The organism is Flaviramulus sp., assembly GCF_982512915.1.
Map to the genome: position 1 here is coordinate 50129 of NZ_CEWOCJ010000002.1, position 15318 is coordinate 65446.

7 protein-coding genes are annotated in these 15318 nt (G+C 33.0%); 5 read left to right on the top strand and 2 right to left on the bottom strand.

Annotated features, from left to right (window positions below; translation table 11 throughout):
- Nucleotides 1-62 precede the first annotated feature (62 nt).
- Nucleotides 63-3719 (top strand): phosphoribosylformylglycinamidine synthase, encoded by a 3657-nt coding sequence (gene purL, locus AC1XJX_RS01835; RefSeq protein WP_482002260.1) that lies wholly within the window; start codon nt 63-65, stop codon nt 3717-3719.
- A gap of 710 nt (nt 3720-4429) precedes the next feature.
- Here the strand turns inward: purL and AC1XJX_RS01840 are convergent.
- Nucleotides 4430-6190 (bottom strand): chondroitinase-B domain-containing protein, encoded by a 1761-nt coding sequence (locus AC1XJX_RS01840; RefSeq protein WP_482002261.1) that lies wholly within the window; start codon nt 6188-6190, stop codon nt 4430-4432.
- A gap of 223 nt (nt 6191-6413) precedes the next feature.
- A complete protein-coding gene (gene ppdK, locus AC1XJX_RS01845) occupies nt 6414-9143 on the bottom strand; it encodes a pyruvate, phosphate dikinase (protein ID WP_482002262.1) in 2730 nt (909 codons plus the stop codon).
- 218 nt (nt 9144-9361) lie between these two features.
- Between ppdK and AC1XJX_RS01850 the strand changes: the two genes are divergently transcribed.
- The 4 genes from AC1XJX_RS01850 (at nt 9362) to AC1XJX_RS01865 (ending at nt 15303) form a co-directional block, all read left to right on the top strand.
- Nucleotides 9362-11134 (top strand): AMP-dependent synthetase/ligase, encoded by a 1773-nt coding sequence (locus AC1XJX_RS01850; protein WP_482002263.1) that lies wholly within the window; start codon nt 9362-9364, stop codon nt 11132-11134.
- 123 nt (nt 11135-11257) lie between these two features.
- Complete coding sequence (locus AC1XJX_RS01855) at nt 11258-11713, top strand: MarR family winged helix-turn-helix transcriptional regulator (protein ID WP_482002264.1); 456 nt, start codon at nt 11258-11260, stop codon at nt 11711-11713.
- A 1-nt stretch (nt 11714) separates the two neighbouring features.
- The gene (locus tag AC1XJX_RS01860; protein ID WP_482002265.1) at nt 11715-14108 is read left to right on the top strand and encodes a 3-hydroxyacyl-CoA dehydrogenase NAD-binding domain-containing protein; all 2394 of its coding nucleotides are present in this window, start codon (nt 11715-11717) and stop codon (nt 14106-14108) included.
- 4 nt (nt 14109-14112) lie between these two features.
- Nucleotides 14113-15303, top strand: a complete 1191-nt coding sequence (locus tag AC1XJX_RS01865; protein ID WP_482002266.1) for an acetyl-CoA C-acyltransferase — start codon at nt 14113-14115, stop codon at nt 15301-15303.
- Nucleotides 15304-15318: the final 15 nt, after the last annotated feature.

A 15318-nucleotide genomic window follows, 5' to 3' on the forward strand; every position in this document is an offset into this window, starting at 1 on the left:
ATCTTGAATCGTTAAAAAAGTGTAAATTTGCGTTTTCTTAAACACACACAAATCAAGACATAATGATTCATTTCTTTGGAAACGAAACCAGCAAGGTTTTTGCTGTTCAAACAACAAAAGAATTATCAACCGAAACCATCGCTAAATTAACGTGGTTATTTGGCAACCAGCCAAAAATAGAACAAGCATCATTAGGTGCTTTTTTTGTTGGACCACGAGCAGCAATGATAACGCCTTGGAGCACCAATGCTGTAGAAATCACTCAAAACATGGGGATTTCTGATATTATTCGGATTGAGGAATTTCAAGCTATTTCTAAAGATTTTAGAGATTTCGACCCGATGATTTCAGAAAAATTTAATGGTTTACATCAGGCGTCATTTACTATCGATATTCAACCAGAACCGATATTAAATATTGAAGATATTTCGGCTTATAACTTACAAGAAGGCTTATCATTAAGCGATGAAGAAGTAACTTATTTAGAAGGTATTTCAAAAAAAATTGGTAGGCCATTAACTGATTCTGAAGTCTTTGGGTTTTCTCAAGTAAATTCAGAACATTGTCGCCATAAAATTTTCAATGGAACCTTTGTTATTGATGGCGTTGAAAAACCAACATCTCTTTTTAAATTAATAAAAGAAACTTCAAAACAACATCCAAATACCATAGTTTCAGCATACAAGGATAATGTCGCGTTTATTGAAGGTCCCAAAGTGGAACAATTTGCGCCAAAAACGGCTGACAAACCTGACTATTATCAAATAAAAGATTTTGAATCGGTAATCTCATTAAAAGCGGAAACACACAATTTTCCAACAACAGTTGAGCCTTTTAACGGTGCTGCTACGGGTTCTGGTGGTGAAATTCGGGATAGATTAGCAGGTGGAAAAGGCTCTTTACCACTTGCAGGAACAGCAGTTTACATGACTTCGTATTCACGTTTAGAGGAAAATCGTCCATGGGAAAGAGCATTTCCAGAACGTAAATGGTTGTACCAAACCCCAATGGATATTTTGATAAAAGCTAGTAATGGTGCTTCAGATTTTGGAAACAAATTTGGACAACCGCTCATCTGTGGTTCGGTATTAACATTCGAGCATGAGGAAGATGCCATAAAACTTGGTTTCGATAAAGTGATTATGCAAGCAGGTGGTATTGGTTATGGTATAAAAGACCAAGCTTTAAAAGACAAACCACAAACTGGCGATAAAATAGTAATTCTTGGTGGCGAAAACTACCGCATTGGTATGGGTGGTGCTGCAGTGTCATCAGCTGATACTGGTGCTTTTGCTTCGGGAATTGAACTTAATGCAGTACAACGCTCTAACCCAGAAATGCAAAAACGTGCGGCAAACGCTGTACGAGGTATGGTTGAAAGTGACGAAAATTTCATTGTTTCCATTCACGATCATGGTGCCGGTGGCCATTTAAATTGTTTATCAGAATTGGTTGAAGATACAGGTGGAAATATAGATTTAGATGCGCTTCCTGTTGGAGACCCAACACTTTCAGATAAAGAAATTATTGGTAACGAATCTCAAGAACGTATGGGATTGGTTATTGCAGAAAAACATATTGATACGTTACAACGCATTGCAGAACGTGAACGTTCACCTATGTACACGGTTGGTAATGTAACTGGTGATGATCGTTTTACTTTTGAGTCTAAATTGACTGGACAAAAACCAATAGATTTAGCCATGGAAGATATGTTTGGAAGTTCTCCAAAAACCATTATGACAGATATTACGATTGAAAAAAATTATAGTGAACTAAATTATATTTCGGATAATTTTCATGACCATTTAGATCAGGTTTTACAATTAGAAGCTGTGGCTTGTAAAGATTGGTTAACAAATAAAGTAGACCGTTGTGTTGGTGGAAAAGTAGCAAAACAGCAATGTGTTGGTCCGTTACAAATTCCTTTAAACAATGTAGGCGTCATGGCGCTTGATTACAAAGGTAAAGAAGGTATTGCAACATCTATTGGACACTCGCCTATTTCAGGATTAATTAATCCTGCTGCTGGAAGTAAAAATGCAATAACTGAAGCCTTAACTAATATTATCTGGGCGCCTTTAAAGGATGAATTAAAATCGGTCTCATTATCTGCAAACTGGATGTGGCCTTGTAAAAACGAAGGTGAAGATGCGCGTTTATATGAAGCAGTTGAAGCTGTTTCAGAATTTGTAATCGATTTAGGAATTAATGTTCCAACAGGAAAAGATTCCCTTTCCATGAAACAAAAATATTCTGATGGCGACGTATTGTCTCCTGGAACGGTTATTATTTCAGCAGCTGGAAACTGCAATAATATAAGCAATGTAGTGGAGCCTGTATTGCAAAAAAATGCAGGTAACATTTACTACATTAACATCTCACAAGATGACTTTAAATTAGGTGGTAGTTCGTTCGCACAAGTATTGAACAAAATAGGTAATGATGCACCGACGGTTAAAAGTGCTTCTTATGTTAAGACAGTTTTTAATACCATTCAAAAATTAATAAAAGACGAACAAATTGTTGCAGGTCACGATGTAGCTTCAGGTGGATTGATTACTACCTTACTAGAAATGTGTTTTGCTGATAACAACCTTGGAGCAGCGTTAGACCTTTCTACTTTAGCTGAAAAAGATTCGTTAAAATTATTGTTTGCTGAAAATGCAGGTATTGTTTTTCAATCAAAAGATGCTTCAACAGAAAATGTTTTAAATAGTGCAGGTATTGAATTTTTCAACATTGGCAAAGTTTCTGAAAGTGATGTTTTGAGTATCATCAATTCAACTGATGTTTTCACTTTAACAATATCCCGTTTACGAGATGTTTGGTATAAAACTTCTTTTTTATTAGACAATAAACAAACCGCTAATAATTTAGCACAAGACAGGTTTGACAATTATAAAAATCAACCTTTACAATATATATTCCCAAAACATTTTACAGGAAAATTACCTGCAATTGGAAACTCAAGACCAAAAGCTGCTATTCTACGTGAAAAAGGAAGTAATTCTGAACGTGAAATGGCAAATGCCATGTATTTAGCTGGTTTTGATGTAAAGGATGTACATATGACTGATTTAATTTCGGGAAGAGAAACACTTGAAGATATTCAGTTTTTAGGTGCTGTTGGAGGTTTTAGTAACTCTGATGTTTTAGGATCTGCAAAAGGTTGGGCAGGCGCTATTAAATACAACGAAAAAGCCAATAAAGTGATTCAAGATTTCTTTAAAAGATCAGACACTTTATCTTTGGGAATTTGTAATGGTTGCCAGTTATGGATGGAGTTAGATCTTATCAATCCAGAACACGAAATTCATGGAAAAATGACTTATAATAATTCTCATAAACATGAAAGTTCATTCACATCAGTTAAAGTTCAAGAAAATAATTCTGTGATGTTATCCAGACTAGCAGGTACTACTTTAGGCGTATGGATAAGTCATGGTGAAGGAAAATTTAAATTACCTTATACAGAAGACCAATACAACATCGTGGCAAAATATGGCTATGCAGAATATCCTCACAATCCTAATGGTTCTGATTTTAATACCGCTATGATGTGTGATAAAACAGGGCGCCATTTAGTAACCATGCCACACATTGAGCGTTCAACCTTCCAGTGGAATTGGGCAAATTATCCTGAAGGCAGAAAAGATGAAGTTTCTCCTTGGTTAGAGGCGTTTGTGAATGCTAGATTGTGGATAGAAAATGAATAATCATAAGATTTTAAACTCAAAAAAAATCTGATCTAGTTTTCAGGTTTTTTTGTAAGAGAATTATTAGTATTCACAAGACAATAATATTGAAATTATTATTATTCAAACTAATTCGCAAGATAATAGTAATATAAATAATTGTATAAGAAGTTGCCTAAAATTAAAAAAACTGATATTTAAAATATTACTTTTCGCCTTAGTTTCCTGTAATTAAGAAAAAAATGGAATTACAGCTAAAATCAAAAATTCTTCTTACAAAACTATTTGGAATATTGCTTTCTTAACGCTCGTAAATACAAAAACTGAAATTTGATGAAATTAAACCAAACTGTTGAGAAATTTCTCGATATGAAAAATAATCAAAAAGTAGATGGTGCTTATAGATTGATATTTGATCGTGATAATTGAAAAGTGAACAAACTGTTGGAAGATATTATACAAACGGTAGCTCGTTTGACAGAAAAGTCAAATTTGAAATTAAAAATGACACAATTCAAATGAAATTTAGCAGAATTATGTATTAAAAATACTATCTACAAGATGGACAAAACCTGATATAATTTGTTGCTAGTGCTAGACTATTTTAAAAATTAACTTAAATTTCATTTTTGTTTGTATTTAATATTTAAATCAATAAAATAGGAAACAACTAACTGTAATAGTTCAGTAAAAAAGAGTAATAAAGTTTAACTTAGAGTTTAAATTTCTCACTACTTAATAATTATCACTTTAGAAATTCCACGAACTTTCAAAATATAAGACCCAATAGAAAAATTAGAGGTGTTTATTTGTCCTTCAAATGATTTAATATCATTTTTATAAACTGTTCTTCCCAACATATCAAGAAGAATAACAGTCTCTAAGTTTCGTTTTTCCAATGAAATATTCAAAATACCATTATTAACCGGCAACGGATACAAACTAAGTTTATCTTCAATTAAATTAGTATTATTTACACTTAACAAAGTGCTACCTCCAAAACCAATTCTTACACCTACATCTGATTGCTTGTAAGGTAGTTTAGAGCCACCACTACCCAATTCTTCTGCCCCGGCATCAAAATTTACAGGTCTTGATCCACCTATAATATCTTCTGCTAAAAAAGTGTAAGTCCCAGTTCCATAATCTATTGCGGCACTTCCGATAAGAATTCTATAAAAATCTGTGCCAGAAGTTAATAGTCCTGAAGTTACGTTAATGTTACCCGAAACGGTTACAGACCCAAACGAATCGAATGAGCCGTTTTGTTTTATATTATTTTCATATTTGGAAGATGTTCCTATAAGTTGAGTGGTAACCTGTATGGCTCTATTAGTATTTTCATACATGATATTATTGCCAATTACTACATCTTGTGGTGGCTGATTTTGAGTACTAGCACTAAATGTAGCTCCAACTCTAATACCTAAATCACAATTTACAAAGGTATTATTAACAATGGTGGCATTCTTTACTTGATAATAGCCATTTAAAGGGCTATTTAATATTCCATTGTGAATATTAATTCCAGCAAGAGCGTTAGTAGATGAATTGTTTGGGTATCTTGCTACAGTACCTTCAATATAATTATTGTAAATTTTATGGTTCTCACCCATCAACCTAATGCCTCCGCTGAAAGATTGACCATTTGCTAAAAAAAAATTATTATAAACTTCGCAGTTATCTCCATGTCTCAAAGTTAGTGAGCCAGAATAATCTTCAAATGTGTTTTTATAGTACTTATTACTTCCACTTTTGTTAGAAATAACTTCAACTTCACCAACAAAATTGTAAAAATAATTATCATAAACTTCTGTAAATGAATTTGATAATGATGTTGAACTACTTCCAATTCTAATGGCATCTTGATCGTTTAAATCATTCACTTCTCCTACAGGTGTTCTATCTGCAAAATAATTATGGTGAATTTTATGATAATTTGGGTTCGTAGAACTTCTGTTATCATTAATGATGCTTCCAACACCATTTTTACCAATGAATGAGCAATAACTTATTTCATTGTTTGCACCTCTTAATAAAATCCATTTATAAACATCTGTCTCTTTTCCTAAGGCATTATAACCATCAATTTTTATATTAGTGACTATGCAATTATTACAATCACTCGAAACTCTAAAATCAATTAACGGATTATTTGTATTGATAGAAGTTGGTGCGGGTGGTGGATTTTGAAAAATAATTCCTTTCAAAATGATATAAGACCCTCCTATTTTAATATTACAATTTCCTTCAAAAAAAACGCTTCCCGGTGTTTGTGCTTCAATTGTTATAGGATTAGTTGATGTTCCTGTTTTTTCAATACTAATTTGAGCATTTGTCCAAACACCATTTGCTAATGTAATGGTAGTACCTGGTGATGCTGATGAGATAGCACTATTTAATTGAGATTGATTCGTTACTAATTGTGCAAAAATTGGTAAAACAGAAGAAAAAATAATAAAACGGACATAACTTAATACTGTATTCTTCATTCTTTTTTTATAACTTGGAAATAATTAAATTGGTTTACCAATTTGGTTAACCAAATATATAAAATATATAGTAAACAATAATGTTAACTTAAAAAAACTTTATGACTCTTTGTTTACTGTGTTAAAACATTCAGATAAAAAAAGATTAAAAGTTAAAAAAATCAATAATAAAAACCCCAAAGTAAAATTTTACTTTGGGGTTTTAAACTCAAAATGAAAAAAATTAAACAGCCGCTTTTATAGCTGCTTGTGCAGAAACCAACCTAGCAATTGGTACTCTGTAAGGTGAGCAACTCACGTAATCCATACCTACATGATAACAAAACTCTACCGAACTAGGTTCTCCTCCATGTTCTCCACAAATACCAACTTTTAAATTAGGCTTTATACTTCTACCTCGTTTTGTACCCATAATGATTAATTGTCCAACGCCTTCTTGATCTAACACTTCAAAAGGATCAACTTTTAAAATACCTTTTTCTATATATATTGGCAAAAATTTACCAGCATCGTCACGTGAATATCCAAAAGTCATTTGTGTTAAATCATTAGTCCCGAATGAGAAAAAATCTGCTTTTTCAGCTATTAAATCTGCTACTAATGCAGCTCTTGGCACTTCAATCATGGTACCTATCAAAAATTCAATAGTGTTTTTTCGTTCTTCAAAAACTTTTTTAGCAGTTGATCTAATTATGTGCTCTTGAGCTTCAAATTCTTTTACCGAACCAACTAATGGTACCATGATTTCTGGATTACAAATTATACCTTTTTGTTTTAAATTAAGAGCTGCCTCTATAATAGCCCGAGTTTGCATTTCTGTAATTTCAGGATAAGTGTTTCCTAATCTACAACCTCTATGCCCTAACATAGGATTAAACTCTTCCAATTCTGCTACTTTATTTTTAACAGCTTGTAGTGAAATATGCATCTCATCGGCCAGTTCTTTTTGTGTTGCTAATTGATGGGGTACAAACTCATGTAATGGTGGATCTAAAAGACGAATAGTAACGGATAACCCTTGCATAGCTTCAAAAATACCTTCAAAATCAGTACGTTGCATTGGTAAAAGTTCTTGCAAAGCTAGTTTTCTTCCTTTTACTGTATCAGCCAAAATCATTTCGCGCATCGCTTTAATTCTATCAACTTCAAAAAACATATGCTCAGTTCTGGTTAAACCGATACCTTGCGCACCAAAATTACGAGCAATTTTAGCATCTTTTGGTGTATCGGCATTCGTACGAACTTTCATTACTGCATATTTATCTGAAAGCTTCATAATCTCTGCAAATTCTCCACTCAACTCTGGCTCTTCGGTTTCCACTTTACCTTCAATAATATTTCCTGTTGATCCGTTTAATGAAATCCAATCACCTTCATGATATTCATGATCTCCGACAGTAAGGGTTCTGTTCTTATAATTTATTTTTAAAGCACCTGCTCCAGATATACAACATTTACCCATACCACGTGCAACTACAGCAGCATGTGAAGTCATTCCACCACGGGCTGTTAAAATACCTTTAGCAATATTCATCCCTTCTAAATCTTCAGGTGAAGTTTCGATTCTAACAAGAATACTATTTTTAAATTTAGCTGCTTCATCTGCAAAAAAGACTATTTTACCCGTTGCAGCACCAGGTGATGCTGGCAAACCTTGAGCAATAACATGTGCATTTTTAAGTGCTCTAGCATCAAAAACTGGATGTAATAACTCATCCAATTTGTTGGCTTCAATTCTTAATAAAGCGTCTTTATCATCAATCATCCCTTCATTTAATAAGTCTATGGCAATTTTTACCATTGCAGCTCCTGTACGCTTACCGTTTCTGGTTTGTAAAATCCATAATTTTCCATCTTGAATAGTGAATTCCATATCTTGCATATCTTTGTAGTGCGTTTCAAGAATTCTTTGGTAAGAATCAAGTTCTTTAAAAATAGTTGGCATTAATTCTTCTAAAGAAGGATAATTTTCTTTTCTATCTTTTTCTACAATTTGAGCCAATTCTGCCCAACGTAAAGAACCTAACTTTGTGATCTGTTGCGGTGTTCTAACGCCTGCTACCACATCTTCCCCTTGAGCATTAATTAAATATTCGCCATTAAAAACGTTTTCACCTGTACCTGCATCGCGAGTAAAACAAACACCTGTACCAGAATTATCACCCATATTACCATAAACCATGGCTTGTACATTTACTGCTGTACCCCAATCAGCTGGATATCCGTGCATGTTTCTGTAATAAACTGCTCGGTCACCATTCCAACTATTAAAAACTGCAATAATTGCTCCCCAAAGTTGTTCCCAAGGATTGGTTGGAAAATCATGGCCGGTTTGTTTTTTTACAGCATCTTTAAAGTCGTAAACTAAATCTTTTAAATCTTGAATTGAAAATTCGGTATCTAATTTAATACCTCTTTTGTCTTTGAGGTGTTCCATGATCTCTTCAAAAGGATCGATATCTTCTTTTGATGCGGGTTTCATTCCTAAAACAACACCGCCATACATTTGAATAAAACGTCGATAAGAATCCCACGCAAACTGTTCGTTATTGGTTTTTTTAGCTAAACCGACAACTACTTCATCATTAATTCCTAAATTTAAAACAGTATCCATCATTCCCGGCATAGAAACTCTAGCACCAGACCGGACTGAAACCAATAAAGGGTTTTCAGTATCTCCAAATTTAGACCTCATTAAAGATTCGATGTTAATAATAGATTGCTCAACTTCATTTTTAATCATAGCTATAGCAGCTTCTTCGCCTAATAAATTATACTCTGTACAAACTTCAGTTGTAATAGTAAAACCTGGTGGTACTGGAATTCCAATAACACTCATTTCTGCCAAATTGGCTCCTTTACCTCCTAAAAGGTTTTTCATTTTACTATTTCCATCGGCAACTTTATTACCAAATCTATAAACCCTTATTTTTGTATCTTCTAAGATTTCCATGATATTAAATTTATTTAATTTGAAACAATGAAATTACCAATTATAAAGTTTAATTTCAATGACTTATATCATATAATTTTATATTATTTTAATCTAAAATTATTAACATATTCTCAAAAAAAAATTCATTTAAATATTAAAACATCCCTTTTAGGTTATGATATTTGAAAATTCTATTTTATTTCATACTTTGCAATACAAGATTCTATATAGAAAAAATGACAGAAATAAAGAGACTTTTCGACTTTGCGTATTACCAATTAGAAAATAAGCCAAATGATGCGGCTTTAGTTACAAAATATAATGGGGAATGGGTTAAAACATCAACTCAAGAATATTTAAAAAAAGCAAACACTATAAGTAGAGCTTTGCTAAAATTAGGTATTAAAAAAAATGATAAAATTGCTGTAATTTCTTCAACAAATAGAACAGAATGGAATATTATGGATATTGGTGTGCTTCAAATTGGTGCTCAAAATATACCAATTTATCCAACTATTTGTGCTGAGGATTATGAATATGTGCTTAACCATAGTGAGTCTATTTATTGTTTTGTTTCAGATGAAGAAGTTCTTGAAAAAGTAAATAAAGTTAAAGCTAATACCAAATTAAAAGAGGTTTACTCTTTTGATCATATTAAAGGTTGTAAACACTATTCTGAATTATTTGAACTTGGTAAAGATGAGAGTAATCAAAATGAAGTTGAAACTAGAAAAGACGAAGTTAAACCAGAAGATTTAGCAACTATTATTTATACTTCTGGAACAACCGGAAAACCAAAAGGGGTAATGCTTTCACATTGGAATATAACTAGTAATGTACTTGATAGTTTTTCTAGAGTTCCTTTAAGAGGAAGTAATACTAAAGTTTTAAGTTTTTTACCTATTTGTCATATTTTTGAACGTGTCCTTATATACATCTATCAATATGCTGGAACTTCAATATATTTTGCTGAAGGCATTGATAAAATTGGTGACAATGCCAAAGAAATTAAGCCTAATTTAATGAGTGTGGTTCCTAGGCTTCTTGAAAAAGTTTATGATAAAATAATGGCTAAAGCCGAAGAACTAACAGGAATAAAAAAAGCATTATTTTATTGGGCTGTTGCTTTAGGTGAAAAATGGGAACCTTATAAACAAAATGGTGCTTTGTACGAATTTAAATTAAGCATTGCTAGCAAACTTATATTTAGTAAATGGCGTGCAGCATTGGGTGGCGAATTATATACTATGGTATCTGGAAGTGCACCACTACAACCACGTTTAGCAAGAGTTTTTTCAGCTGCAGGTATGCATATTATGGAAGGTTATGGTTTAACAGAAACCTCTCCTGTTGTATCAGTTGGGAAATATGGCGACCATATGTTTAAAGTAGGTACCGTTGGAAAACCTATTAATAATGTGGAAGTTAAAATAGCTGAAGATGGTGAAATTTTAATAAAAGGCCCTAATGTCATGTTAGGCTATTACAAAGATGATGAAAAAACAGCAGAAGTTATGACAGGTGATTATTTTCATACTGGAGATAAAGGAGAAATTGATGCCGATGGTTTTTTAAAAATTACTGGTCGTAAAAAAGAAATGTTTAAAACCTCGGGTGGTAAATATGTGATTCCTACACTTCTTGAAAATGATTTAAAACAATCTCGCTTTATAGAACAAGTTATGGTAATTGGTGAAGGCGAAAAAATGCCTGCCGCTTTAATTCAATTAAATTTTGAATTTGTAAGCGATTGGATTAAAAGAAAAAATTTAACTGTAGGAGCATCATTAGATGATATAGCTAATTCACAAATTATTCAAACTAGAATACAGAAAGAGGTTGATAAATGCAATTTAAAGTTTGGTAAATGGGAACAAATAAAACGCTTTGAATTGACTCCAGAAATTTGGTCTATTGATGCCGGACATCTTACACCTACCATGAAGATGAAAAGAGATGTTATAAAGAAAAAATATCAAGAACTTGTCGAAAAAATTTATCGCCCTTAACGCTCAACTACTTAAATAGCGATAATTAAAATTGAAGTAATAGATAAACATTCCATTTTTTCTTGAATTTATTATGCATGCATAATAAATTTTTTATATATTTGATATCACCAATCAAAAAATATGAAAGAAAAAACCATCGATTATGTGCTTCGAACTACATGGCTTACTGTACAAAAAATGTATAATGAAGAAGCCGCTAAATTTGAAAGTACGATGGCTACTGGGTTTACTTTATTAAGTATCGATCCGGAAAAAGGGACACCATCAACTGCATTAGGTCCTAAATTAGGAATGGAAGCAACGAGTTTATCAAGAATACTAAAAACAATGGAAAATAAGGGTTTAATAGAAAGAAATCCTAACCCAGAAGACGGCAGAGGCGTTATAATTTCATTGACTGAATTTGGAAGAGAAAAAAGAGCTTATTCAAAAGAAAAAGTACTCACATTTAATGAAGCTATAAAAAGTAATATTTCAGAAGAAAAACTAAAACACTTTTATGAAGTTTCCGAAATCATAAACGACATGGTTTCAAATAAAAAAATTTACAATCAAACAGAAAGTATTTCAAAATAAAATGAGCAAACGTAGAATTAAAAAAGTAGCCATTATTGGTTCTGGAATTATGGGAAGTGGCATCGCATGTCATTTTGCTAATATTGGCGTTGATGTTTTATTATTAGACATTGTTCCGAGAGAATTAAACGATAAAGAAAAAGCAAAAGGTTTAACTTTAGATGATAAAGTTGTTAGAAACAGAATTGTTAATGATGCCTTAACAGTTTCTCTTAAATCTAAACCCTCACCTATTTATCATCAAGTATTTGCAGATAGAATTACTACTGGAAACTTAGATGACGATATTGCCAAAGTTGCAAATGTTGATTGGATTATGGAAGTTGTAGTTGAACGTTTAGATATCAAAAAGCAAGTTTTTGAAAAATTAGAAAAATATAGAACCCCTGGCACTTTGATAACATCAAATACATCGGGTATTCCTATAAAATTTATGAGTGAAGGCAGAAGTGAAGACTTTCAAAAGCACTTTTGTGGTACTCATTTTTTTAATCCTGCAAGGTATTTAAAGTTATTCGAAATTATTCCAGGTCCAAAAACTGAGGCTTCAATATTAGAATTTTTAAATGGTTATGGAGAACAATTTCTTGGAAAAACTTCAGTAGTTGCAAAGGACACACCAGCATTCATCGGAAACAGAATAGGAATTTTTAGCATTATGAGTTTATTTCATACAGTTAAAGAAATGAATTTAACTATTGAAGAAGTTGATAAACTTTCTGGACCTGTAATTGGCCGTCCAAAATCAGCTACCTTTCGTACGGTTGATGTTGTTGGTTTAGACACCCTTGTGCATGTTTCAAATGGTATTGCAGAAAATTGTAAAGATGATGAACGTTTAGAGCTTTTTAAACTTCCAGATTTCATCAACACCATGATCGAAAACAAATGGTTAGGTAGTAAAACAGGACAAGGCTTCTATAAAAAAGAAGGTAAAGAAATTAAAACGCTAGACCTAAACAACCTAGAATATAGAGCTAACAAACGTGCTAGTTTTGCTACTTTAGAATTAACAAAAACTATTGATAAAGTAGTTGAGCGTTTTAAAGTATTAGTTTCTGGAAAAGATAAAGCTGGTGAATTTTACAGAAAAAGTTTTGCTGCATTATTTGCCTATGTTTCTAACAGAATCCCAGAAATAACTGACGACCTTTATAAAATTGATGATGCTATGAAAGCAGGTTTTGGTTGGGAACACGGTCCTTTTCAAATCTGGGATGCCATAGGTTTGGAAAAAGGTTTAGAAATCATGAAAGCTGAAGGTTTAGAACCAAACAAATGGGTTACAGACATGTTAGCTTCGGGAAGCACGTCTTTTTATACAATTAAAGAAGGTGCTACTTATGCTTATGATATTCCTAAAAAATCTCAAGTTAAAGTTCCTGGACAGGATAGCTTTATCATTTTAGATAATATTAGAAAGTCTAAAGAAGTATTTAAAAACTCTGGAGTTGTTATTGAAGATTTAGGCGATGGCATTTTAAATTGTGAATTCCAATCTAAAATGAACACAATTGGTGGAGACGTTTTAGCTGGATTAAATAAAGCTGTTGATTTAGCAGAAAAAGATTTCCAAGGATTAGTAATTGGAAATCAAGGAGCTAATTTCTCAGTTGGTGCCAATATTGGAATGATTTTCATGATGGCTGTTGAGCAAGAATATGATGAATTAAATGCTGCAATCAAATATTTCCAAGACACGATGATGCGTATGCGTTATTCTTCAATTCCAACAATTTCAGCGCCACATGGTATGACGCTAGGTGGTGGTTGTGAACTTTCAATGCATGCCGATAAAGTAGTTGCTGCAGCCGAAACTTACATCGGGTTAGTTGAATTTGGCGTTGGTGTCATCCCAGGTGGTGGAGGTTCTAAAGAAATGGCGTTAAGAGCATCAGATACTTTCAAAAAAGGTGATATTGAATTAAATACCTTGCAAGAATATTTCTTAACTATTGGTATGGCTAAAGTAGCAACATCAGCTTACGAAGCCTTTGATATGGGTGTTCTTCAAAAAGGAAAAGATATTGTAGTTGTTAATAAAGATAGACAAATAGCAACGGCCAAAGCACACGCTAAATTAATGGCTGAAGCTGGGTATACTCAACCAGTTAAACGTAAAGATGTAAAGGTATTAGGTAAACAAGCTTTAGGAATGTTTTTAGTTGGAACAGATTCCATGGAAGCTTCTAATTTTATAAGTGAACACGATCATAAAATTGCAAATAAATTAGCTTACGTAATGGCTGGTGGTGATTTGTCAGAGCCTACTCTTGTAAGTGAACAATATTTATTGGATTTAGAACGTGAAGCTTTCTTGAGCTTATGTACAGAACGTAAAACTTTAGAACGCATCCAACACATGCTAAAAACTGGTAAACCTTTAAGAAATTAAAACAATGAAACAAGCATATATAGTAAAAGCATACAGAACAGCAGTTGGTAAAGCCCCAAAGGGTGTTTTTCGATTTAAGAGAGCTGATGAATTGGGTGCTGAAACCATTCAGCACATGATGAAAGAATTACCTAACCTAGATGTCTCAAGAATTGATGATGTTATCGTTGGTAATGCTATGCCTGAAGGCTCTCAAGGTTTAAATATGGCAAGATTTATTTCATTAATTGGATTAAACAGTGTTGATGTTCCTGGTGTTACTGTGAATCGTTTTTGTTCATCAGGAATCGAAACCATCGGAATAGCTACTGCAAAAATTCAAGCTGGAATGGCAGATTGCATAATTGCTGGAGGTTCAGAAAGTATGAGTTCTGTACCCATGACAGGATTTAAACCAGAATTAAACTATGATACAGTTAAGGCTGGCCATGAAGAGTATTATTGGGGCATGGGAAATACCGCTGAGGCGGTTGCTAACCAGTTTAAAGTCTCTCGTGAAGATCAGGATGAATTTGCTTTTCAATCACATATGAAAGCCCTAAAAGCACAATCTGAAAACCGTTTTCAAGATCAGATTGTTCCTATCAATGTAGAACAAGTATATATTGATGAAAATGGAAAAAAAGCAACTAAATCATATATAGTCACTAAAGATGAAGGGCCTAGATTTGGAACAAGTGTGGAAGCACTTGCAAACCTACGACCAGTTTTTGCTCAAGGCGGAAGTGTTACTGCTGGTAACTCTTCTCAAATGAGTGATGGTGCTGCATTTGTAATGATAATGAGTGAAGATATGGTTAAAGAATTAAATCTAGAGCCAATTGCAAGATTAGTCAATTATGCAGCTGCAGGTGTTGAGCCTCGTATTATGGGAATTGGGCCTGTAAAAGCCATTCCAAAAGCCTTAAAGCAAGCCGGTTTAAAACAATCAGATTTAGAATTAATTGAACTTAATGAAGCTTTTGCCTCTCAATCATTAGCTGTAATAAGAGAATTAAATTTAAATCCAGATATCATTAATGTTAATGGTGGTGCTATTGCACTTGGACACCCTCTAGGTTGTACTGGCGCTAAACTTTCTGTTCAATTATTTGATGAGATGCGAAAGCGGAATATGACAGGAAAATACGGTGCTGTTACTATGTGTGTTGGTACTGGCCAAGGAGCATGTGGTATTTTTGAATTTTTAAATTAAGATATAAATAACAAT

Bases quoted from the DNA above. Each gene is read 5' to 3' on its own strand.
- purL (WP_482002260.1), top strand. From the start codon at position 63: ATGATTCATTTCTTTGGAAACGAAACCAGCAAGGTTTTTGCTGTTCAA.
- AC1XJX_RS01840 (WP_482002261.1), bottom strand. From the start codon at position 6,190: ATGAAGAATACAGTATTAAGTTATGTCCGTTTTATTATTTTTTCTTCT.
- ppdK (WP_482002262.1), bottom strand. From the start codon at position 9,143: ATGGAAATCTTAGAAGATACAAAAATAAGGGTTTATAGATTTGGTAAT.
- AC1XJX_RS01850 (WP_482002263.1), top strand. From the start codon at position 9,362: ATGACAGAAATAAAGAGACTTTTCGACTTTGCGTATTACCAATTAGAA.
- AC1XJX_RS01855 (WP_482002264.1), top strand. From the start codon at position 11,258: ATGAAAGAAAAAACCATCGATTATGTGCTTCGAACTACATGGCTTACT.
- AC1XJX_RS01860 (WP_482002265.1), top strand. From the start codon at position 11,715: ATGAGCAAACGTAGAATTAAAAAAGTAGCCATTATTGGTTCTGGAATT.
- AC1XJX_RS01865 (WP_482002266.1), top strand. From the start codon at position 14,113: ATGAAACAAGCATATATAGTAAAAGCATACAGAACAGCAGTTGGTAAA.